We start from the raw sequence: 21970 nt of genomic DNA on the forward strand, positions 1-21970 counted from the left end.
CACCTCGTCAGATCCGTAGTTCCCGTGCCGTTCCCCCGTGCGGGGGAACGAAGACAGGGCCGATCGGTTACCAGGCACGCTAAGGATCCGGGACCGGAACGAGGGACAGCACGCGGCGGGTGGTGCACCCTTCTCACTCCTACGGGTGCACCCCCGTCGAACCGCGGGGAGCCGGAGCTCCGTCCACCGCTGGAGGCTAGAGCTTGGTCCACGCCTCCGACAGGGTCGCCCGCAGGATCTGCTCGATCTCGTCGAACGTCTCCTGGTTGGAGATCAGCGGCGGCGCGAGCTGCACGACCGGGTCGCCACGGTCGTCGGCACGGCAGTACAGGCCGTTGTCGTAGAGCGCCTTGGAGAGGAAGCCGTACAGGACGCGCTCGGTCTCCTCGTCGTTGAAGGACTCCTTGGTGTTCTTGTCCTTCACCAGTTCGATGCCGTAGAAGAAGCCGTTTCCGCGGACGTCGCCGACGATCGGCAGGTCGTGGAGCTTCTCCAGGGTCGCGCGGAAGGCGCCCTCGTTGTCGAGGACGTGCTGGTTGAGGCCCTCGCGCTCGAACAGGTCGAGGTTGGCCAGGCCCACCGCGGCCGACACGGGGTGACCGCCGAAGGTGTAGCCGTGCAGGAAGGTGTTGTCACCCTTGTAGAACGGCTCGGCGAGGCGGTCGGAGATGATGCAGGCGCCGATGGGGGAGTAGCCCGAGGTCATGCCCTTGGCGCAGGTGATCATGTCCGGGACGTAGCCGAACTTGTCGCAGGCGAACGTCGTGCCGAGGCGGCCGAAGGCGCAGATGACCTCGTCCGACACGAGCAGGACGTCGTACTGGTCGCAGATCTCGCGCACCCGCTGGAAGTAGCCGGGCGGGGGCGGGAAGCAGCCGCCCGCGTTCTGCACCGGCTCCAGGAAGACAGCGGCGACCGTGTCCGGGCCCTCGAAGAGGATCTGCTGCTCGATCTGGTCGGCGGCCCAGCGGCCGAAGGCCTCCGGGTCGTCGCCGAAGAGCGGGGCGCGGTAGATGTTGGTGTTCGGGACCTTGTGCGCGCCCGGGACGAGGGGCTCGAACGGGGCCTTCAGACCGGGCAGGCCGGTGATGGACAGGGCACCCTGCGGGGTGCCGTGATACGCCACCGCTCGGGAAATCACCTTGTACTTGGTGGGCTTGCCGACCAGCTTGAAGTACTGCTTGGCGAGCTTCCAGGCGGTCTCGACCGCCTCACCGCCGCCCGTGGTGAAGAAGACCTTGTTGAGGTCGCCCGGCGCCTCGTGGGCCAGCCGCTCCGCCAGCTCCACTGCCTTCGGGTGGGCGTAGGACCACACCGGGAAGAACGCCAGCTCCTGCGCCTGCTTGAACGCGGTCTCGGCCAGCTCGACGCGGCCGTGCCCGGCCTGCACCACGAAGAGGCCGGCGAGACCGTCGAGGTAGCGCTTGCCCTTGTCGTCGTAGATGTAGGTGCCCTCGCCCCGGACGATGGTCGGGACGGGGGACTTCTCGTACGAGGACATACGCGTGAAGTGCATCCACAAGTGGTCGTACGCGGTCCTGCTGAGGTCCTGAGGGCTGTTGCTGCTCACGGTTATCGGGTCCTCACGGTTATCGGGTTCCCCACATGTAGGTCTGCTTCTTGAGCTTGAGGTAGACGAAGCTCTCGGTCGAGCGAACTCCGGGGACGGCCCGGATGCGGCGGTTGATGACGTCCAGGAGGTGGTCGTCGTCCTCGCAGACGATCTCCACCATCAGGTCGAAGGACCCGGCGGTCATCACCACGTACTCGCATTCGGACATGGCGGTCAGCGCGTCGGCCACCGACTCCACGTCGCCCTCGACGTTGACACCGACCATCGCCTGCCTGCGGAAGCCCACGGTGAGCGGGTCCGTGACGGCGACGATCTGCATCACGCCCTGGTCGAGCAACTTCTGGACGCGCTGGCGCACGGCCGCCTCGGACAGGCCCACCGCCTTGCCGATGGCGGCGTACGGTCGGCGGCCGTCCTCCTGGAGTTGTTCGATGATGGCGAGGGAGACGGCGTCCAGCTGGGGACCGCCGCCGGTCCTGGACTCGCGGGAGTCCCTGTGCTCTGCGCTTCGACTGGCCACGACGTCACTGTGCACGACGTCTCGACAGTTCCGCAAGGCCGAAGCGATGAAATTCGTTGTTTACGAGACCGAGACTTGCGGATTTCGCAGCCTTGGCGTGATCGGGGGTGTTGAAAACGTGGCGCGGCCGACTAGGGTGGGTGTCTCAGTAACTGGACAACCAGAACTGACAGCCAGCAGTAGTGAGACCTGACAGGAGGCCGGCAGTGAGCACCGAGCTGCGTCGTCTGCGCAACTACATCGACGGTGAGTTCCGGGACGCCGCCGACGGACGGACCACCGATGTGGTCAACCCCGCGACGGGCGAGGCGTACGCGACCGCGCCGCTGTCCGGGCAGGCGGACGTCGACGCCGCGATGGAGGCCGCCGCCAGGGCCTTCCCGGGCTGGCGCGACACGACCCCCGCCGAGCGGCAGAAAGCCCTGCTGAAGATCGCGGACGCGTTCGAGGAGCGGGCCGAGGAGCTCATCGCGGCCGAGGTCGAGAACACCGGCAAGCCGATCGGGCTCACGCGGTCCGAGGAGATCCCGCCGATGGTGGACCAGATCCGCTTCTTCGCGGGTGCGGCGCGGATGCTCGAGGGCCGTTCGGCAGGTGAGTACATGGAGGGGCTGACCTCCATCGTCCGCCGTGAGCCCGTCGGTGTGTGCGCGCAGGTCGCGCCCTGGAACTACCCGATGATGATGGCCGTATGGAAGTTCGCGCCGGCCATCGCGGCGGGCAACACCGTGGTGTTGAAGCCGTCGGACACGACTCCGGCCTCGACGGTTCTGATCGCCGAGATCATCGGGGCGATCCTGCCGAAGGGTGTCTTCAACGTCATCACGGGTGACCGTGACACCGGCCGCCTCATGGTCGAGCACCCGACCCCGGCGATGGCCTCCATCACCGGCTCCGTGCGCGCCGGCATGTCGGTCGCCGAGTCCGCCTCCAAGGACCTCAAGCGGGTCCACCTGGAGCTGGGCGGCAAGGCACCGGTCGTCGTCTTCGACGACACCGACATCGCCAAGGCCGTCGAGGACATCTCCGTCGCGGGCTTCTTCAACGCCGGGCAGGACTGTACGGCCGCCACACGCGTGCTCGTGCAGGAGGCCATCCACGACGAGTTCGTACAGGCGCTCGCGAAGGCCGCCGCCGACACGAAGACCGGCCAGCCGGACGACGAGGACGTGCTGTTCGGCCCGCTCAACAACCCCAACCAGCTGAAGCAGGTCTCCGGGTTCATCGAGCGGCTGCCCGCCCACGCCAAGGTCGAGGCCGGCGGCCACCAGGTCGGTGAGAAGGGGTACTTCTACGCGCCGACCGTGGTGTCGGGGCTGAAGCAGGACGACGAGATCATCCAGAAGGAGGTCTTCGGTCCGGTCATCACCGTCCAGTCCTTCTCCGACGAGGACCAGGCCGTCGAGTGGGCCAACGGCGTGGAGTACGCGCTGGCTTCGTCCGTGTGGACGAAGGACCACGGGCGTGCGATGCGGATGTCGAAGAAGCTGGACTTCGGGTGCGTCTGGATCAACACGCACATTCCGCTGGTCGCGGAGATGCCGCATGGCGGGTTCAAGAAGTCCGGGTACGGCAAGGACCTTTCGGGTTACGGGTTCGACGACTACACGCGGATCAAGCATGTGATGACGTCGCTGGACGCGTAGCGCTCCGCTTGGTCGGGCCGATCTCGGGTGCGGGTGTGCGGGGGCTGGTCGCGCAGTTCCCCGCGCCCCTCCACCGGCGTGATCGACAGGGTGTCCGGTCAGGGCCGTTCTGCTTGACGGGGCGTCCATTGTCCGGCCGGCGGCCACGGCGTCATGCTTCCGCAATGGCCCTCCCCTCGACGAGCTCCTCGCTCTCCCGTCGGACCTTGCTGCGTGCTCTCGGTGGGGGCGCCGCGCTCGGCGGGCTCGCAGGCTGCGGGGTGCGGCCCGCCTATGTGTCGGCCGGTGACCGGGCCGCCACCGATGTCTCCGCCACCGACAAGCGGCTGACCTGGGCGAACTGGCCGTTGTACATCGACACGGACGACGAGGACGAGACGCGGCGGCCGTCGTTGGAGGCCTTCGAGAAGCGCACGGGCATCTCCGTCGAGTACGTCGAGGAGATCAACGACAACGACGAGTTCTTCGGCAAGGTCAGCCCTGCCCTGATGAACCATCAGGGCACCGGCCGCGATCTCATCGTCGTCAGCGACTGGATGTGCGCCCGGTTCGTACGGCTGGGCTGGGTGCAGGAGATGGACCGGGCGCGCCAGCCGAACGTGACCGAGTACCTGGATCCGCTGCTGCGTTCACCGGCGTTCGACCCCGGGCGGAAGTACACCGTGCCGTGGCAGTCCGGTATCACCGGCATCGCCTACAACCGCCGCCGGTCGGGCCGCGAGATACGCAGTGTGTCGGAGCTGTGGGCGAGCGACCTGAAGGGCCGGGTGACCCTGCTGTCCGGGCTGGACGAGGCCTTCGCGCTGCTCATGCAGGGCAACGGCGTCGACATCACGCGGTGGACGGCGGACGACTTCCACACCGTTTGCGACCAGGTCGAGGAACAGGTCCGCAAGGGCCAGATCCGGCGCTTCACCGGCAACGACTACATCAAGGACCTCTCCAGCGGCGACGTCCTGGCCTGCCAGGCCTACTCGGGCGACGTCATCCAGCTCCAGGCGGACGACCCCGACATCCGCTTCGTCGTCCCCGACGAGGGCGCCGAACTGTGGTCGGAGTCCCTGATGATCCCCGCCCTGGCCCGGCACAAGACCAACGCCGAGCGGCTCGTCGACCACCACTACGACCCCGAGGTCGCCGCCGAACTGGCCGCCTGGGTCAACTACGTCTGCCCCGTCCCCGCCGCCCGGGACGTCCTCGCCGCCGCCCAGGACGAGGAGACGGCCGCGCTGGCCGAGGACCCGCTGATCTTCCCGGACACGGCGATGCGTGAACGGCTGGCCATCGCACGGGACATCACATCGGAAGAGCGGGTGGGGTTCGCCAAGCGGTGGAACGCCATCGCGGGGTTGTAGGGATCCCCTAACCCCGATGCCGGTGATGCACCGCCGCGGTCCGCCCCACCGTCGCCGCCAGCTTCCGCAGTCGGCGCCAGTCCAGGCGGGGGACGGGCTGGGGGGTGCCGGGGCGTTTGCGGGGGACGCGGACGCGTAGGGCGCCGGGGGCGATGCGGCAGTGGACGGGGGTCGGGAGGACCAGGGCCTCGCCGTCGATGCCGGCCTCGATCTCCGGACGGTCGGCCTCGACGACCACGTGGGGTGCGGTCAGGATGGTCAGGCCGCCCGGAGCGGGGTCGAGGAGAAGGCCGGCGGCCTCGGCCGCGCTGTCCACCCGGATGCCGAGGACGCCGAGGACGGCGGCGTCGAGGCGGTCGCGGCGGCCGAGGCCGAAGGGATCGTCCGTGCGGTAGGGGTTGTTGCTGACCAGCACGGCGTGCGGGGCGTCGAGGGTCCTGTCCGCCGCGTGGGCGGTGAGCCGCGCGCCCTGCTGCCGGGTGAGCAGGTCGGGCAGCAGTTGCAGGCTGGTGCCGATCTTGTCGTCCCGGTAGCCGGGGCTCTGCACGATGGCCGCGTACGCCCCGAAGGACGCGTTGTTGACGAAGGGCCGGCCGCCCGCGTAACCGAGGTCGACACGGAGTTCCACGCCGTCGGTGAGCGCGTCGAGGCAACTGGAGGGGTCCTCGCGGTCGAGGCCCAGGTCCATGGCGAAGTGATTGCGGGTGCCGGCGCTGATCACCAGGAACGGAATGTCGTACGCGGCGGCGACGGCCGCGACCAGCGCCTGGGTGCCGTCGCCGCCCGCGACGCCCAGCAGGTCGGCGCCCTCGTCCACGGCCTTGCGGGCCAGGGCGGTGACGTCCTGGTGCTCGTCGGGGTCGAGCAGGATGACGCGGGCGCCGAGGCGTTCGGCCTTCTCCTGGAGCGCGAAGCGGACCACCTTCCCGCCGCCCGAGCGAGGGTTCATGATCAGGTACGGCCGTCGCGGCGGCGACGCCTTGCGCTCCCGCATCACCCGCACCCGCGCACTGCCCGTGCCTCGCAGCGCGTACCGGCCGCTCCACACGGCCACCGCCCACAGCGCCACGGATGCCAGCAGCGCCCAGAACAGGGTGGCCGCGAACAGGGCGACGAGCGCTGCGGGAAGGGCCACGGCGACGACGGCCGCCGCCCAGCGCAGCGGGCCGCGCAGGGCCAGCGTCCACCACACCGCGACCGCACTGAGGCCCAGCCCCGCCACCCCGGCCACCAGCAGCAGAACCCCGCCGACGCCGCCGTACGCGAGCGGCACCAGCACCGCGAGCCCCGCGGCGGCCAACGCCGTCCGCGCGGCCCACCGCTGTGCGCGGTAGGCCCGCCCGCTCAAGTCCAGGGCCATGATTCCTCCGTTCACCGCGGACATCGTAGGGCCGGGCCTGAGATGGAGGGGATTTTTGAACGGGTTCAATATTAGGCGTACGCTGGCTCCATGAGCGACAGAGCCGCCCTGCTCAAGGGCATCCGCGTCTGGCTGGTCTTCTTCGTCGTCTGTCTGGTGCTCAGCGGCGCCACGGCCTTCCCTCTCGTCCACGAACTGCGCTGGACCGAGGACCTGTTGCGCGCCCTGTCCGTGCCGGAGCACCTGCCAGGACTCATGGACTGGATCGAGCGGGTGCGGCGCGGGCTCGACACCGCCGACGCCGACTACCCGTTCCTGCTCTACGGCACCGACTGGCTGGCCTTCGCCCACCTCGTCATCGCCGTCGCCTTCTACGGCGCGTACCGCGACCCCGTCCGCAACATCTGGGTCGTCGAGTTCGGGATGATCGCCTGTGCCGGCATCATCCCGCTGGCCCTGATCTGCGGGCCGATCCGTGACATCCCCTTCTGGTGGTCGGTGATCGACATGTCGTTCGGCGTCTTCGGGGTGATCCCGCTGTACGTCGTACGGAAGAAGATCAAGCGGCTGGAGGCGCTGACGGCGCCTCCGGTGCCGCAGGCCGCCGTCGCCGTCAGCGGTTGAACGCAGGGAAGGCGAAACGCTGGGCGATGGCCAGGCCGTCGCCCTTCGCGTCGGTCGAGTTGACCGAGTAGACCACCGTGCGGGACAGATCGCGGGTGGCCGCCACGACGGTGTGATAGCCGGGGCGGGCGCCCGTCTTGGCCCAGATGACCTTGCCGTTCAGTTCGAAACGCTGAAGCCCGGCACCCATGGTGGCCCCGTCGATGTCCGGGACCGTGAACATCTCCTTCAGCTGCGGCTCGGGCACGACCCGGCCGCGGAACACGGCGAACAGCAGCCGCTCCAGGTCGGCCGTCGTCGAGATCATGTCGCCGGCCGCGAACCGGTCGGACATGTTCCACTCGGTCACGTCGACCAGCTTGCCGTCGATCCAGTCGTAGCCACGGTTGTGCGGCCCGTGGATGCGGGGGTCCGGCCCCGCCGGGAACGAGGTGTGCCGCATGCCGAGCGGGCGGAAGATCCGCACGGCCGCCTGGTGGGCGTACGAGTCGCCGGTGACCTTCTCGATCAGCATGCCCAGCACGGTGTAGTGGATGTTGCCGTACCGCTGGTGCTCGCCGGGCGCGTGCTCGGGGTCGGGGCCCTTGGCGACCGACGCGGCCACCACCTCCTTCGGGGTCAGCGTCTCGAAGCGGTGCGGGTAGCCGGTGTCGACGTCCTCGCCGAGGGACGCGCCCGGCTGTAGACCGCTCGTGAAGTTCAGCAACTGCCGTACGGTGATGGGCTCGAAGTCGTCGGTGAGCAGATCCGGCAGGTACTGCTGCACCGTCCCGTCGAGCGAGATCCGCCCCTCGGCGGCGAGTTGCAGCACGATCGCCGCGGTCACGATCTTCGTCGTCGAACCGGCCCGGAAGCGGGCGTTCTCCAGCGCCGGCGCCCCGGTTCTCATGTCCCGCACGCCGGCCACCCCGTGCCAGCTCCCCTTGCCGCCCACACGGATCAGCGCGGCCGTCGCGTCCTGGTCGGGCAGCCCGGCGAGCGCGGCGCACAGGGCCTTCACGTCCGGGCCGTGCGGCGCGGCGTCCTCGATCGCCTGCGCGGAGCACGACGACGAGGACGACGCGGGCCGCGCGGACGCCGCCCCGGCCAGCGGCAGTGCGGTCAGGGCCAGGGCGAGCGCGGAGGTGAGGAGGGCGGGAAGCGGGCGTACGGTCATCTGCTGCTCCTGAGATCGGCGGGAAGTGCGTGATCATCGTCAGGGCGAGGCGGTCCCCGCCGAATCGTCGGCGAGGAGGGGCTCGACCCTGGCGGCTCCCCGGAGCAAGTGCCGTACGGAACAAGGGTGTTGTAAGGGATCGCCCTTACGGGCCGCCGAACGCCGGGAAAGTGTTGTCGCCGCTGTCTTCACCGCGTCTCCACCCCGGAAGCGGAATGCGATCTCCGACGCAGCAGCCGTGCCGGTCGGGCAGGAAGGTGCGTACGGGCAGCAGATGACCTGGGAGAGGACGCACGTGGACGAGGGAGCAGGAGCTGGTCGAGGGGTGGCTGCCGCAGGTCTACAACGTGGTCGGGCAGATCCGGACCGGGCGCGCCGCGGACAGACCGCGCAACCTGGACGACTCGGCGGCGCGCGAGACCGCCGACTTCGCCGAACTCACCGTGCTGCGGCGGCGCCGACTACGGCCTCGTCCGTGACACCGGCAAGGACGACGCACCCGTCCCGCAGTACGTCACACGCGCGACCCCTGCGGAAGCGGCGACCGTGCCTCAGCAGTCCCGCGTGCAGCGAGCAGGACGTCGATGCGGTTCGTGGTGATCGAGTCGACGCCCAGGCCCAGCAGACGGCGCATGGAGCGCCGGGTGTCCGGGGTCCAGACGGACAGGAGGTAGCCGGCGCGGTGGACGCGCTCGGCGACGGCGTGGTCGACCAGGCCGAAGCGGTAGTTGAGCCAGCGCGGGCGTACCGCGTCGAGCAGGCCGGCGCGCGGCGGGGCCAGGCTCGTCCAGGTCAGGGCGATCTCGGCGGCCGGGTCGGCGGCGCGGACGGCGAGCATGGCCGGGGCGCCCGCGCAGTAGTAGACGCGGTCCTGCGCCCCGCACGCTCGGACGACGTCCACGACCCGGCGCGCCGCCCGGACGCTCGGCGTGCCCGGCAGGTCGAGCATCACCCGGCTGTCGCCGCACGCCGCCAGGGCCTCCTCCAGCGTCGGCACCCCGCCCGCCGTCAGCCCCCGCACCTCGGCCGACGACAGCGCGAGCAGTGGACGGTCCTGCTCCCACAACCGCTTCAGGGTCTCGTCGTGCAGGAGCACCGGCACGCCGTCCTTGGTGAGACGTACGTCGATCTCCACCGCGTCCGCGCCCCGCCGCAGCGCGGAGCGCAGGGATTCGAGGGTGTTCTCGCGGACGCGGTAGGGGTCGCCGCGGTGGGCGACGGCGGTCACGTTCTGCATGAGGACATTGTGGGGGAGGGCCGGCGGTGTCAGGGGGCGAGCCAGTGCGCGGTGTACGTGTCGATCTCGGCCCTGATCCGGGCCTTGCCGGGCTCGTCGAGGAAGGACGCGTCGACGGCGTTCTTGGCGAGGTCGGCCAGGCCCCGCTCGTCGAGGTCGAGGAGACGGGCGGCGACGGCGTACTCGTTGTTGAGGTCGGTGCCGAACATCGGCGGGTCGTCGGAGTTGACGGTGACGACGACCCCGGCCTTCGCGAACTCCTTGACCGGGTGCTCGTCGATTGTGCGGACCGCGCGCGTGGCGAGGTTGGAGGTCGGGCACACCTCCAGCGGGATCCGGTGCTCGGCGAGGTGCGCGAGCAGCCGGGGATCCTGTGCCGAACTGGTGCCGTGCCCGATGCGCTCGGCACGCAGGTGGGTGAGGGCGTCCCAGACGGTCTCAGGGCCGGTGGTCTCGCCGGCGTGCGGCACGGAGTGCAGTCCGGCGGCGATGGCCCGGTCGAAATACGGCTTGAACTGGGGCCGCGGTACGCCGATCTCGGGCCCGCCGAGCCCGAAGGAGACCAGGCCCTCCGGGCGCAGCCGGTCGTCGGTGGCGAGCCGCGCCGTCTCCTCGGCGGCCTCAAGACCGGCCTCGCCCGGGATGTCGAAGCACCAGCGCAGTACGGTCCCGAACTCGGCCTCGGCCGCCTTGCGGGCGTCCTCGATCGCGGCCATGAAGGCGCCGGCCTCGATGCCCCGGCGGGTGGAGGAGAACGGGGTGATGGTCAGCTCGGCGTAGCGCACCTGCTGGCGGGCCAGTTCGCGGGCCACCTCGTAGGTGAGCAGCCGTACGTCCTCCGGGGTGCGGATCAGATCCACGACGGACAGGTACACGTCGATGAAGTGGGCGAAGTCCGTGAACGTGAAGTAGTCGACCAGGGCCTCGGGGTCCGTGGGGACCTTGGAGTCGGGGTGGCGGGCCGCCAGGGCCGAGACGATGCGGGGGGAGGCGGAGCCGACGTGATGCACGTGCAGTTCGGCCTTGGGCAGTCCGGCGATGAAGGCGTGCAGGTCGCGCGTGACGCGGGCGTCGACGAGACGGTCGGTCAAGGTTCCTCCCCGGGAACGGCGTCCGGTGGCCGGCTGCGTGAGCGGCGGGACGCGGGTGATCGGCTGATCGGATGGGTGCCATCGTATGCAGCGGGGGCGAGCGCGGGTGCGCACGGTCGGATACCGGCCGCCGGAGCGCCGTCGTTGAGGCCGTAGCATGGCGGCACGAACATCAGGGGGGACATGACATGACGGACGCAGCGCAGCCCGGCGGGGAGGCCGGGGGAGAGCACGACCCGTGGGCGCCGCCCGAGGACCGGCCGTCGCTGGACAAGAAGCCGGCGCCCGGTGCGGCCCCACAGCCGCCGTCCGTCCACGACCAGGCCACGGTCACGTCGATGCCGTCCGAGGGTTTCGCCGCGCCCGACGGCACGGCCCCGTCGGACCCCGCCGCGGGTTACGCCTACCCTCCGCCCGGTGCCGCCGTCCCTCCCCCGCCCATCGCGCCCACCGGCCCCGGCGCCCCGGGCGGCTACGGCTACCCCGGCTATCCCCCGGGCTACGGCTGGCCCGGCATGCCGATGCAGCCGCAGAACGGCATGGGCGTCGCGGCCATGGTGCTCGGCATCCTGTCCTGCTGCCTGTTCTGTCTGTACGGCGTGGTCTCCATCGTCCTCGGCATCCTCGCCGTGGTCTTCGGCATCAAGGGACGCCGCAAGGCCGAGCGCGGCGAGGCCACCAACCACGGCCAGGCGCAGGCCGGTCTGATCACGGGCGTCATCGGCCTCGTCCTGGGCGTCCTCGTGATCGTCCTGATCGCCATCGGCATCACGGCCGCCATCAACTCGGACGACTACGACGACGACTACTACGGCGCCTCCCCGGCGGTGCCGGTGTCCGTCGCTGCGGCGGTCCGCTGAATTCCTGGCATGAACAGGGCCATTACGATGCCCTGATTGTCAACGAGGGGAGAGTTCATGTCCGACGCCAATCCCGGACCCGGTGGGTTCGGGCCACCGCCGTCCCAGCCGCCGCAGCAGCCCACCGGGGGATACGCCTACCCGCCGCCGGCCCAGCCGCCCGCCCCGCAGCCCGGCCCGGGGTACGGGTATCCGCCCGCCGCCCCGTCCTACCCGGCGGCCTACCCGCAGACGCCCGGTTATGCCATGCCGATGCAGCCGAGCAACGGGATGGGCACCACCGGCCTGGTGCTGGGCATCATCGGCGTGGTGTGCAGCCTGACCTTCTTCCTGTGGTTCTTCGGCGTCATCCTCGGGATCCTCGGGATCATCTTCGGCGCGATCGGCCGGAGCAAGGCCAACCGGGGTGAGGCCACCAACAAGGGCGCGGCGACCGCCGGTCTGGTCTGCGGGATCGTGGCCACCGTGATCCTCCCGCTGCTGGGCTTCCTCGTCTTCGCGAGTTTCATGGGCGCGCTGTGAGGCTTCGCGCCCTGTGAGGTGCCGGGCTCCGTGAGGATCCGGGCCCTGTGAGGTGGTGAGTGAGGGGGTCGGCCGTCAGGCCGGCCCCCTCAAGCTCCTTCCGGCCCGCCCCGCAACCGCTCCCGCGCCTCCATCAACGCGAACCCCAGCAGGTTCGGCCCCCGCCACCGCTGCGGGTCCCCGGCCTCCTCGTCCCCCGCGGCCAGTCCGATCCCCCACACCCGGTCCACCGGACTGGCCTCCACCAGCACCCGCTCCCCGGTCCCCAGCAGAAACTCCCGCAGCCGCGCATCCGCCGCGAACTTGTGGACCGACCCCTCGACGACGATCCGGAACCGCTCCCGCTCCCATGTCGCCTCGTCGAACCCCCGCACCAGCCGCCCGGCCTTCTTCGCCTCGGACGGATGCCCGGCGTCCAGCGCCCGCCGCTCCGCCTCCGCGTCCCCGAACAGCCGCGCCTTCTCGGCCATCATCCAGTGCTCGGCGGTCGCGTACGAGACGCCGTCCACCGTGAACGGCGCGGCCCACCACTGACTCAGGCAACTCGCGCTCAGCTGCCCGTCCGGTCGCGGCCGGTGCCCCCAGAAGTGCAGATACCTGACTCTTGTCCCCGCACGGACCTCCCGGATCAGGACATCCCAGGAATCGATCTTCGCCATGTTCCCGAGTCTGACAGGCACCACCGACAAAACGTCCCCCGTTTTCCAGGCCAACTCGACACCTGGTCGACAGATTCCGTCGCGTAACCAAAAGGCAACAACGGAATCACTTGTTGGGGCCTCCCTGCTCTGTCAGGATCGGCACTCAAATCGAGCCTGAGCCACGCCGGCCCCATCTCGGGGCACGGAGGGAGCGACATGCACAACCCGGGCACCGCCACCCCGGAACGATTCCCGGCCCAGGACCGCTTCGCGGACGGCGCGCAGTACATCGCGGGCCGGCCGGCGAAGGGGACCTCGGGGCGTACCCACGCCGTCGTCGACCCTGCCACCGGCGAGGAGGTGTACACCTACGACCTGGCCGGCACCGAGGACGTCGACGCCGCGGTCGCCGCCGCGCGCGAGGCGTTCCCCGGCTGGGCCGGCGCCACCCCGGGCGAGCGCTCCGACGCCATGCACCGCTTCGCCGCCGTGCTCGCCGAGCGCGCCGAGGACTTCGCCCGCGCCGAGTCCCTGCACTGCGGGAAGCCGCTGAAGCTGACGCGTGAGTTCGATGTGCCGGGCACCATCGACAACATCGCCTTCTTCGCGGGCGCCGCCCGGCATCTCCAGGGGCAGTCCGCGGGGGAGTACTCCGGCGACCACACCTCGTACGTGCGCCGCGAGCCCATCGGTGTCGTCGGTTCCATCGCGCCCTGGAACTACCCCCTCCAGATGGCCGCCTGGAAGGTCCTCCCGGCCATCGCCGCGGGCAACACCATCGTGCTCAAGCCCGCCGAGCTGACCCCTCTGACCTCGCTTCTCTTCGCGCAGGCCGCCACCGACGCCGGGATCCCCGACGGGGTCGTCAACATCGTCACCGGAACCGGCAAGGAAGCCGGCGAGCATCTCGTCGGGCATCCCGACGTCGCCATGACCTCCTTCACCGGCTCCACGGCCGTCGGCAAGCGCGTCGCCGAGATCGCCACCGCCACCGTCAAGCGGATCCATCTCGAACTCGGCGGCAAGGCGCCCTTCGTGGTCTTCGACGACGCCGACCTCGAGGCGGCCGCCCACGGAGCCGTCGCGGGCGCGCTCATCAACACCGGGCAGGACTGCACGGCGGCCACGCGCGCGTACGTACAGCGACCCCTGTACGAAGCCTTCGTCGAGCGGACCGCCGCGCTGATGGAGAGCGTCCGGCTCGGTGACCCGTTCGCGCCGGGCACGGATCTCGGGCCGCTGATCTCGCACGTCCAGCGTGACCGGGTCGCCGGGTTCGTCGACCGTGCGCGTGCCTACGCGCGCGTGGTCACCGGCGGTGAGGCTCCCCGTGGCGAGCTCGGGAGCGGCGCTTACTATCGGCCCACGCTCGTGGCCGACGCGCCCCAGGACAGTGAGATCGTTCAGTCCGAGATCTTCGGGCCGGTCCTGGTCGTCCTGCCGTTCGACGGCGACGACGAGGGGATCCGGCTCGCCAACGACACCCCGTACGGGCTCGCGGCCTCCGCGTGGAGCCGCGACGTCTACCGGGCGAACCGCGCCACCCGCGAGATCAAGGCCGGGTGCGTGTGGGTCAACGACCACATCCCGATCATCAGCGAGATGCCGCACGGCGGCTACAAGGCGTCCGGCTTCGGCAAGGACATGTCGGCGTACTCGTTCGAGGAGTACACCCAGATCAAGCACGTCATGTTCGACAACACCGCGGTCGTCAGGAAGGACTGGCACCGCACCGTCTTCGGGGACCGCTAGCCAGACCAGACGACCGGGGGCGGCCGACGGCCCGACCAGCCGGCCGGTCTCCCCTCCCTCCCGATCTCCCGAAAGGTCACCACGCGCATGGAGCAGTACGAGCCCGACCGCCTCTCCCCGGCCCAAGTGGCCGCCATGCGGCGCAGCCTGCGAGGCGGCCGGGCCACCATGACCCGCCGTTCCCTGCTGCGCGCCTCCTCGGGCGGCGCGCTCGCGCTGGGCGGACTGGGGACGCTCAGTGCCTGCGGGATCCCCGCGGCCGGCAAGACCGAGGGCGGCACGTCCTCCGAGGACCACTCGGCCAAGGAGAAGCAGGTCAGCTTCTCCAACTGGACCGAGTACATGGACGTCGACGACAGCGGCAAGCACCACCCGACGCTGGAGCAGTTCGCGCAGCGGACCGGCATCAAGGTCAAGTACACCGAGGACATCAACGACAACAACGAGTTCTTCGGGAAGATCAAGCCGCAGCTCGCGGCCGGCCAGGACACCGGGCGCGACATCATCGTTCTCACCGACTGGCTCGCCGCCCGCCTGATACGCCTCGGGTGGGTCCAGAAACTGGACCCGTCCAACCTGCCGCACGCCTTCGCCAACCTGTCGCAGCAGTTCCGCAACCCCGACTGGGACCCGGGGCGGGCCTACTCCTACCCCTGGCAGGGCATCTCCACGGTCATCGCCTACAACAAGAAGGCGCTCGACGGCGTCGAGGTGAAGACGGTCTCCGACCTGCTCGACAACCCCAAGCTCAAGGGCCGCGTCGGCCTGCTCACCGAGATGCGCGACACCATCGGGATGACCCTGCTCGACATGGGCAAGGACCCCGGCAAGTTCACCGACGACGACTACGACGCGGCGATCGCCCGCCTCCAGAAGGCCGTCGACAACAAGCAGATCCGCCGGTTCACCGGCAACGACTACACCTCCGACCTCACCAGCGGTGATTTCGCGGCCTGTCTGGCCTGGGCCGGTGACGTCGTACAGCTCAAGGCCGACAGCCCGGACATCGACTTCCTGATCCCGGACAGCGGCTACATGACGTCCAGCGACAACCTGCTGATCCCCAACAAGGCCCGTCACAAGACGAACGCCGAGCGGCTCATCGACTTCTACTACGAGCCGAAGCCCGCAGCCGAGCTCGCCGCCTACATCAACTACGTCTGTCCCGTCGACGGCGTGAAGGAAGAGCTTGCGAAGATCGACGAGGACGCGGCCGACAACCCGCTGATCCTCCCCGACAAGGCCATGCAGGCCGCCTCCCGTGCCTTCCGCTCCCTGAGCTCGAAGGAAGAGACGGCCTACGAAGCGAAGTTCGCGAAGCTCACAGGGGCGTGACCACACCATGACGAACGACACCAGCGGCGACGTCCGCCTCTCCGGCATAGCCAAGACCTACGGCTCCTTCACCGCCGTACACCCGCTCGACCTGACCGTGCCGCAGGGCTCCTTCTTCGCCCTGCTCGGCGCCTCCGGCTGCGGCAAGACCACCACCCTGCGCATGATCGCCGGTCTGGAGGAACCTTCCTCCGGCACCGTCCACCTCGGCGACCAGGACGTGACCGCCCTGCCGCCGTACAAGCGGCCGGTGAACACGGTCTTCCAGTCGTACGCCCTCTTCCCGCACCTCGACATCTTCGAGAACGTCGCCTTCGGCCTGCGCCGGCGCGGCATCAAGTCGGTGAAGAAGCAGGTCGGGGACATGCTCGACCTCGTGCAGCTCGGCGAGCAGGCCCGCAAGAAGCCGCACCAGCTGTCGGGCGGCCAGCAGCAGCGCGTGGCCGTGGCCCGGGCTCTCATCAACCACCCCAAGGTGCTCCTCCTCGACGAGCCCCTCGGCGCCCTCGACCTCAAGCTGCGCCGCCAGATGCAGCTGGAGCTCAAGCGCATCCAGACCGAGGTCGGCATCACCTTCGTCCATGTCACGCACGACCAGGAGGAGGCCATGACGATGGCCGACACGGTCGCCGTGATGAACGCGGGCCGCGTCGAGCAGCTCGGCTCCCCGACCGACCTGTACGAGAACCCGCGCACCACCTTCGTCGCCAACTTCCTCGGCACCTCCAACTTCATCGAGGCCGAGGTCGACTCCAAGAGCGGCGACGACATCGTGCTGAAGGCGGGCGGCGGCAAGCTCCTGCTGCCCGAGGCGCGGTGCAGCGCGCCCACGACGACCGGTGGCAAGGTCCTGGTCGGCGTACGCCCCGAGAAGATCTCCCTCACGCACGCCGACGAGGCCGGCGAGATACCCGAGGGGCGCAACCGCATCACCGGGAAGATCGCGGACTCCTCGTTCATCGGAGTCTCCACGCAGTACGTCGTCGACAGCCCCGTCTGCCCCGAGTTCGAGGTCTACGCCCAGAACATCGACCGGGACGACCGCCTGGTCCCCGGCGCCGACGTCGTCCTGCACTGGAACCCGGCGCACACCTTCGGCCTCGACGCCGCCCAGTCCCTGCTTGCTGGGACAACGGGCTCCGCCGGCATCCAGGAAGAGGCGGCGGTCTGATGGCGACAGTCACCGAGGCGCCACCGCCTCTCAGCCCGACGGCTCCCGAGCAGAAGCCGCCCCGCAAGCGCGGTCGCCTGGTGCCGTACTGGCTCCTGCTGCCCGGCATCCTGTGGCTGCTGATCTTCTTCGCGATGCCGATGATCTACCAGGCCTCCACGTCCGTGCAGACGGGCTCCCTGGAGGAGGGCTACAAGGTCACCTGGCACTTCGCCACGTACTGGGACGCGCTGTCCGAGTACTACCCGCAGTTCCTGCGCTCGGTGCTCTACGCCGGCTCGGCGACGATCCTGTGTCTGATTCTCGGCTACCCGCTTGCGTATTTGATCGCCTTCCGCGCGGGCCGCTGGCGGAACCTGATCATGATCCTGGTGATCGCGCCGTTCTTCACCAGCTTCCTGATCCGCACCCTCGCCTGGAAGACGATCCTCGCGGACGGCGGCCCCGTCGTCGGCGCCCTCAACACACTGCACGTCCTGGACGTCACGAGCTGGCTGGGCATGACTCAGGGCGACCGGGTGCTGGCCACGCCGCTCGCGGTGGTGTGCGGTCTGACGTACAACTTCCTGCCGTTCATGGTGCTGCCGCTCTACACCTCCCTGGAGCGCATCGACCCACGGCTGCACGAGGCGGCGAACGACCTGTACGCCAAGCCGGTCACCACCTTCCGCAAGGTCACCTTCCCGCTGTCGATGCCGGGAGTCGTCTCCGGCACGCTGCTGACCTTCATCCCGGCGGCCGGTGACTACGTCAACGCGGACCTGCTCGGCTCCACCGACACCCGCATGGTCGGCAACGTGATCCAGACGCAGTTCCTGCGGATTCTGGACTATCCGACGGCAGCGGCGCTCTCCTTCATCCTCATGGCCGCCATCCTCGTCATGGTGACGCTGTACATCCGCAGGTCCGGCACGGAGGATCTGGTTTAAATGACCGTCGTCAACTGGCTCAAGCGCAATCTCGTCGTCATCGCGGGACTGCTGACGCTCGCTTATCTCCTCCTGCCGAACGTCGTGGTGACGGTGTTCTCCTTCAACAAACCGAAGGGCCGCTTCAATTACGAGTGGCAGGAGTTCTCGACGGACGCCTGGAAGGACCCCTGCGGGGTTTCCGACCTCTGCGGCTCCCTCTCGGTCAGCCTTCAGATCGCGTTCTGGGCGACCCTCGGCGCCACGCTGCTGGGCACGATGATCGCCTTCGCGCTGGTCCGCTACCGCTTCCGCGCGCGGGGCGCCGTGAACTCCCTGATCTTCCTGCCGATGGCGATGCCCGAGGTCGTCATGGCGGCCTCGCTGCTCACCCTGTTCCTCAACATGGGCGCCCAGCTCGGCTTCTGGACGATCCTCATCGCCCACATCATGTTCTGCCTGAGCTTCGTCGTGACGGCCGTCAAGGCGCGTGTGATGTCGATGGACCCGAGGCTGGAGCAGGCCGCCCAGGACCTGTACGCCGGACCTTTCCAGACGTTCGTCCGCGTCACTCTGCCGATCGCCGCCCCCGGAATCGCGGCGGGCGCGCTGCTCGCCTTCGCGCTCTCCTTCGACGATTTCATCATCACCAATTTCAACGCGGGCTCCACCGTCACCTTCCCGATGTTCGTCTGGGGGTCGGCCCAGCGCGGAACGCCCGTTCAGATCAACGTCATCGGTACGGCCATGTTCGTCATCGCCGTACTGTTCGTCCTGGCCTCCATGGTCATCAGTAATCGCCGTACCAAGCAAAAGGCGTAAAGCCAAAGGGAAACCCCCGTAGGGAGTTGAAATCATGGCCCCAAGCGCCATGAGTCGTGGTAGCAAATGGACGAAATCCCTTTCCGACGCCCAGCCGGTCGTGTACTGGCTGGACGACCCCGGCAGGCCCCACCCGGAGCCGGCCCTGACCAGCGCCGAGACCTGCGATCTGCTGGTCGTCGGCGGCGGCTACAGCGGACTGTGGAGCGCGCTCATCGCCAAGGAGCGCGACCCGCAGCGGGATGTCGTCCTGCTCGAAGGCCGTGAGGTGGGCTGGGCCGCCTCCGGCCGCAACGGCGGCTTCTGCGCCGCCTCCCTCACCCACGGTCTGCCCAACGGGCTTACCCGCTGGCCGGGCGAGATCCACAAGCTTCAGGAGCTGGGCGCCCGCAACCTCGACGAGATCGAGAAGGCCGTCGCCCGCTACTGCCTGGACTGCGACTTCGAGCGCACCGGCGAGATCGACGTCGCCACCGAGACCTACCAGGCGTGGGAACTGCGCGACTGGTACCAGGAGTTGCAGGACAAGGGCCTCGCCGACGGCGTCGAGTTCCTGGACGCCGAGGCCGTACGGGCCCAGGTCGACTCACCGACCTTCCAGGCCGGCCTCTACGACCGCCGGGGCGTCGCCATGGTCAACCCGGCCAAGCTCGCCTGGGGCCTGAAGCGGGCGTGCCTCGACCTCGGCGTCCGCGTCTACGAGCACACCCCCGCGCTCACCCTGAAGCCGTACGGCGCCGGCATGGCCGTACGCACTCCCTACGGCCAGGTCCGCGCCCGCAAGGTCGCGCTCGGCACCAACATCTTCCCCAACCTGGTCAAACGTGTCCGCGCCTACACCGTCCCGGTCTACGACTACGCCCTGATGACCGAGCCGCTCAGTGCCGAGCAGCTGTCGTCGATCGGCTGGAAGAACAGACAGGGCCTCGGCGACTCCGCGAACCAGTTCCACTACTTCCGGCTCTCCGCCGACCACCGCATCCTGTGGGGCGGCTACGACGCCATCTACCCGTACGGCGGCCGGGTCCGCGCCGAGTACGACGACCGGCCGGAGACGTGCGCCAAGCTCGCCGGGCACTTCTTCACCTGCTTCCCGCAGCTGGAGGGCGTCCGCTTCACGCACGCGTGGGGCGGCGCGATCGACACCTGCTCGCGCTTCTCAGCGTTCTTCGGCACGGCCCACCAGGGCAAGGTGGCCTACGCGGCGGGCTTCACGGGCCTCGGCGTGGGCGCCACGCGCTTCGGCGCCGACGTGATGCTGGACCTCCTGGCGGGGGAGCGCACGGAACGCACCCAGCTGGAGATGGTCCGCAGGAAGCCGCTGCCCTTCCCGCCGGAGCCCTTCGCCTGGACGGGCATCGCGCTCACCAAGTGGTCGCTGGCCCGCGCCGACGCGCACGGCGGGCGGCGCAATCTGTGGCTGAAGGCGATGGACCGGCTGGGCCTCGGCTTCGACAGCTGAACGTGACCCAGGTCACCATGGATTGGTGGCGAAAACCCGCGTAATGCATGCCGGGTGACCTCCCTCTCCCTCGTGACGCGATCGGCGTCCACGAAGGAAATGGGAGGTCACCGTCATGACAGGGGCGAAGACGGCGGTCGAGTGGCTGGCATCGGTTGCGCCGGACCCCGAGGCGTGTCGCTGGGAGTGGGAGCGCAACCCTCTCGGGGTCGCGCTGCTGCCGGCCGGCAAGGCCTGGGACGTGCTCATCCTGCCGGGCGAGCTCGGCTATCCGACCCTCGATGTCCTCACCCGCATCCTCGACCAACCCGGCCCGGTCCTCGTCGACTTCGGCGACTCACGCATGGGCTTCTTCGTGCCGCCCGGCACGGCGGCGCGCTGGCTCGGCACCGGCATCCGTACGGCGGGAGCCGGCACCTGGATCGTCGTCCCGTACCCGGGCCGCTCCATCGGCGCCGTCCGCTGGCTGGTCCCCCCGGACGGCACGGGCACCCTGACCGACCCGTCGCTGCTCGAACTGGCCATGCACGAGGCGGCGGCTGAGCTGGCCGCCGGGGAGGAGGGCTAGCCTGCGGGTACTCCGGGACTCCGGGAACTTCTCGCCCCCTGGACGCCCTCGACTGCTGACGAAGAGGACGAACTTGCCTGACGGACGGTCAGGCCAGCACCGAGGCCCAGACCCTCCTCAGCGTCGCGGATCGTTCGGCGCCTTCCAGGGCGCCGAGCACCGAGGGAAGGTGGAGCGAGACCGACCGGACGCGGGTCGACGCCGTGCCGTCCCAGCGCCGTACGACGACGCTGTCGCGCGGTCGTGAGGCGCCGCCGGGGTGGAGGAGGACGCAGGTCGGGAGGCCGTCCGACGGCTGCCGGGCCAGCGCGTGGGCGTAGAGAAACGCCTGGTAGAGGTCCGCGGCGGCCGGCTTGATGGCGTCGTACAGCTTGTACTTGAGGTCGACGGGGCGGCAGAGCCGTTCGCCGTCGACGCTCCCCGAGATCAGCACATCGGGGCGCACCTCGCTGTAGGGGCGGTCCGTTCGCTCGTCGTGCAGCACCCCACGGTGCCTGGACTGTTCGCGGACGGTGAGGCCGCTGCCCGCTGCGGCTTCGCGCAGCAGCCGGGTGGCGAAGGCCTCGAACAGGACGTTCATGTCGATGAGGAAGGCACGTGCGGTGAGCGGTCCCGGAGCGAGGAGGTCCGCGATGCCGCCGCCGGACAGCAGCAGCGCCGCCCAGCGGTGTGCCCTCCGGTAGTGGTCGTTGTGCCGGTGATAGTCGAGGCCGTCCAGCGCATCGCGCAGATCACCGAGATCCGTCGGCGCCACCTGCGCGAACCGGGTCGCGGCACGCCGGGCCCGGGCGCGCACGGCGGGGGACCGCGCTGTGCGCGCGGCGAGGTCGACCGCCGCGCCGCACAGCCGGTTGTCCAGGATGTCCGTGTCGTGTTCGTCGAACCGGCAGGCCAGCCGGTCCAGTCGGCCGTGATGCCGGATGAGTTGACGGTCGGGGAGAAGACGGCCGCGTACGGCCGGAAGGTCGTCCTCGACGGTCAGGTAGTCCCGGCGTACCCCGCCGGCGAGCAGCCGTTCGCACTCCTCGGTGACCATCAGCGCCACCAAGTCCCGTAGCTGCGGCGCCCCTTCGCCCACGGTGCGGGGCACGTCGAGCGCCGGGAGGCCGCGGCCCGCCGCGAATTCCAGCATGCGCAGCACATCGAGCTCCGTACCCAGGTACTTGGGCAGGATTCGTATCTCGCAGGCGTCGAGCCGGACCACCCCCACGTGCGGACCTGCGGTCAACTCAAGCCGGTCGCCCGACAGTTCCCGGACGCGGACCCGCGGGGCGAGCCTCTCGCTGCCGCACAGGGCACGGTCCAAGGGGCTCAGGCGCACCCCTTGGACCACCTTCGTCTCGTACTCCCGCAGCGTCACCACGGAA

General features: G+C 69.7%; 21 protein-coding genes. 13 read left to right on the forward strand and 8 right to left on the reverse strand.

Annotated features, from left to right (window positions below):
- Positions 1 to 196: 196 nt before the first annotated feature.
- Both KUM44_RS42700 and KUM44_RS42705 read right to left on the reverse strand, forming a co-directional pair.
- Positions 197 to 1570, reverse strand: a complete 1374-nt coding sequence (locus KUM44_RS42700) for an aspartate aminotransferase family protein (RefSeq protein ID WP_217215139.1) — start codon at positions 1568 to 1570, stop codon at positions 197 to 199.
- 19 nt (positions 1571 to 1589) lie between these two features.
- A complete protein-coding gene (locus tag KUM44_RS42705; protein ID WP_217215140.1) occupies positions 1590 to 2108 on the reverse strand; it encodes an Lrp/AsnC family transcriptional regulator in 519 nt (172 codons plus the stop codon).
- Positions 2109 to 2299: 191 nt separating this feature from the next.
- Here KUM44_RS42705 and KUM44_RS42710 point away from each other — a divergent pair, with 191 nt between their 5' ends.
- Together KUM44_RS42710 and KUM44_RS42715 are read left to right on the forward strand one after the other, a co-directional pair.
- Positions 2300 to 3739, forward strand: a complete 1440-nt coding sequence (locus KUM44_RS42710; RefSeq protein WP_217215141.1) for a gamma-aminobutyraldehyde dehydrogenase — start codon at positions 2300 to 2302, stop codon at positions 3737 to 3739.
- Positions 3740 to 3903: 164 nt separating this feature from the next.
- Positions 3904 to 5094, forward strand: coding sequence for a spermidine/putrescine ABC transporter substrate-binding protein (locus tag KUM44_RS42715; protein WP_217215142.1), 1191 nt, complete (start codon positions 3904 to 3906; stop codon positions 5092 to 5094).
- Between the two features lie 7 nt (positions 5095 to 5101).
- Here the strand turns inward: KUM44_RS42715 and KUM44_RS42720 are convergent, their stop codons facing one another.
- Entirely contained in the window at positions 5102 to 6454 is a 1353-nt protein-coding gene (locus KUM44_RS42720; protein WP_217215174.1) for a diacylglycerol kinase family protein, read from the reverse strand.
- 90 nt (positions 6455 to 6544) lie between these two features.
- On the opposite strand from KUM44_RS42720, the gene KUM44_RS42725 reads away from it, so the two are divergent.
- A complete protein-coding gene (locus KUM44_RS42725) occupies positions 6545 to 7078 on the forward strand; it encodes a hypothetical protein (RefSeq protein ID WP_217215143.1) in 534 nt (177 codons plus the stop codon).
- Here KUM44_RS42725 and KUM44_RS42730 read toward each other — a convergent pair.
- Positions 7068 to 8234, reverse strand: a complete 1167-nt coding sequence (locus KUM44_RS42730) for a serine hydrolase (protein WP_217215144.1) — start codon at positions 8232 to 8234, stop codon at positions 7068 to 7070. The two genes, KUM44_RS42725 and KUM44_RS42730, sit on opposite strands and share 11 nt — an antisense overlap.
- A gap of 347 nt (positions 8235 to 8581) precedes the next feature.
- Here KUM44_RS42730 and KUM44_RS47050 point away from each other — a divergent pair, with 347 nt between their 5' ends.
- On the forward strand, positions 8582 to 8713 hold the full coding sequence (locus KUM44_RS47050) for a hypothetical protein (protein ID WP_302186124.1): 132 nt from the start codon (positions 8582 to 8584) through the stop codon (positions 8711 to 8713).
- A 35-nt stretch (positions 8714 to 8748) separates the two neighbouring features.
- On the opposite strand, the gene KUM44_RS42735 is transcribed toward KUM44_RS47050, so the two are convergent.
- Together KUM44_RS42735 and KUM44_RS42740 are read right to left on the reverse strand one after the other, a co-directional pair.
- Positions 8749 to 9471: a glycerophosphodiester phosphodiesterase gene (locus KUM44_RS42735; protein ID WP_217215145.1), complete on the reverse strand. Its 723-nt coding sequence runs from the start codon at positions 9469 to 9471 to the stop codon at positions 8749 to 8751.
- Between the two features lie 29 nt (positions 9472 to 9500).
- Positions 9501 to 10622, reverse strand: coding sequence for an adenosine deaminase (locus tag KUM44_RS42740; protein WP_217215175.1), 1122 nt, complete (start codon positions 10620 to 10622; stop codon positions 9501 to 9503).
- A gap of 128 nt (positions 10623 to 10750) precedes the next feature.
- Here KUM44_RS42740 and KUM44_RS42745 point away from each other — a divergent pair, with 128 nt between their 5' ends.
- Entirely contained in the window at positions 10751 to 11422 is a 672-nt protein-coding gene (locus KUM44_RS42745) for a DUF4190 domain-containing protein (RefSeq protein ID WP_217215146.1), read from the forward strand.
- Positions 11423 to 11479: 57 nt separating this feature from the next.
- Positions 11480 to 11944, forward strand: coding sequence for a DUF4190 domain-containing protein (locus KUM44_RS42750; RefSeq protein WP_217215147.1), 465 nt, complete (start codon positions 11480 to 11482; stop codon positions 11942 to 11944).
- 89 nt (positions 11945 to 12033) lie between these two features.
- On the opposite strand, the gene KUM44_RS42755 is transcribed toward KUM44_RS42750, so the two are convergent.
- On the reverse strand, positions 12034 to 12603 hold the full coding sequence (locus KUM44_RS42755; protein ID WP_217215148.1) for an NADAR family protein: 570 nt from the start codon (positions 12601 to 12603) through the stop codon (positions 12034 to 12036).
- A 198-nt stretch (positions 12604 to 12801) separates the two neighbouring features.
- Between KUM44_RS42755 and KUM44_RS42760 the strand changes: the two genes are divergently transcribed.
- The 7 genes from KUM44_RS42760 (at position 12802) to KUM44_RS42790 (ending at position 20603) form a co-directional block, all read left to right on the forward strand.
- A complete protein-coding gene (locus tag KUM44_RS42760) occupies positions 12802 to 14337 on the forward strand; it encodes a gamma-aminobutyraldehyde dehydrogenase (RefSeq protein ID WP_217215149.1) in 1536 nt (511 codons plus the stop codon).
- 87 nt (positions 14338 to 14424) lie between these two features.
- Positions 14425 to 15672: a spermidine/putrescine ABC transporter substrate-binding protein gene (locus tag KUM44_RS42765; protein WP_217215150.1), complete on the forward strand. Its 1248-nt coding sequence runs from the start codon at positions 14425 to 14427 to the stop codon at positions 15670 to 15672.
- Positions 15673 to 15679: 7 nt separating this feature from the next.
- Positions 15680 to 16843 (forward strand): ABC transporter ATP-binding protein, encoded by a 1164-nt coding sequence (locus KUM44_RS42770; protein WP_217215151.1) that lies wholly within the window; start codon positions 15680 to 15682, stop codon positions 16841 to 16843.
- Positions 16843 to 17772 carry an ABC transporter permease gene (locus KUM44_RS42775; RefSeq protein WP_217215152.1) on the forward strand — a complete coding sequence of 310 codons (930 nt, stop codon included), beginning with the start codon at positions 16843 to 16845 and terminating at the stop codon, positions 17770 to 17772. The genes KUM44_RS42770 and KUM44_RS42775 overlap by 1 nt, the downstream gene beginning before the upstream one ends.
- Positions 17773 to 18573, forward strand: coding sequence for an ABC transporter permease (locus KUM44_RS42780; protein WP_217215153.1), 801 nt, complete (start codon positions 17773 to 17775; stop codon positions 18571 to 18573).
- A gap of 34 nt (positions 18574 to 18607) precedes the next feature.
- Complete coding sequence (locus KUM44_RS42785) at positions 18608 to 20035, forward strand: FAD-binding oxidoreductase (protein WP_217215154.1); 1428 nt, start codon at positions 18608 to 18610, stop codon at positions 20033 to 20035.
- Between the two features lie 115 nt (positions 20036 to 20150).
- On the forward strand, positions 20151 to 20603 hold the full coding sequence (locus KUM44_RS42790; protein ID WP_217215155.1) for a hypothetical protein: 453 nt from the start codon (positions 20151 to 20153) through the stop codon (positions 20601 to 20603).
- 88 nt (positions 20604 to 20691) lie between these two features.
- On the opposite strand, the gene KUM44_RS42795 is transcribed toward KUM44_RS42790, so the two are convergent.
- Positions 20692 to 21966: an McrC family protein gene (locus KUM44_RS42795; RefSeq protein WP_217215156.1), complete on the reverse strand. Its 1275-nt coding sequence runs from the start codon at positions 21964 to 21966 to the stop codon at positions 20692 to 20694.
- Positions 21967 to 21970: the final 4 nt, after the last annotated feature.

It is taken from the genome of Streptomyces sp. AC550_RSS872 (genome assembly GCF_019049285.1).
GTDB lineage: Bacteria > Actinomycetota > Actinomycetes > Streptomycetales > Streptomycetaceae > Streptomyces.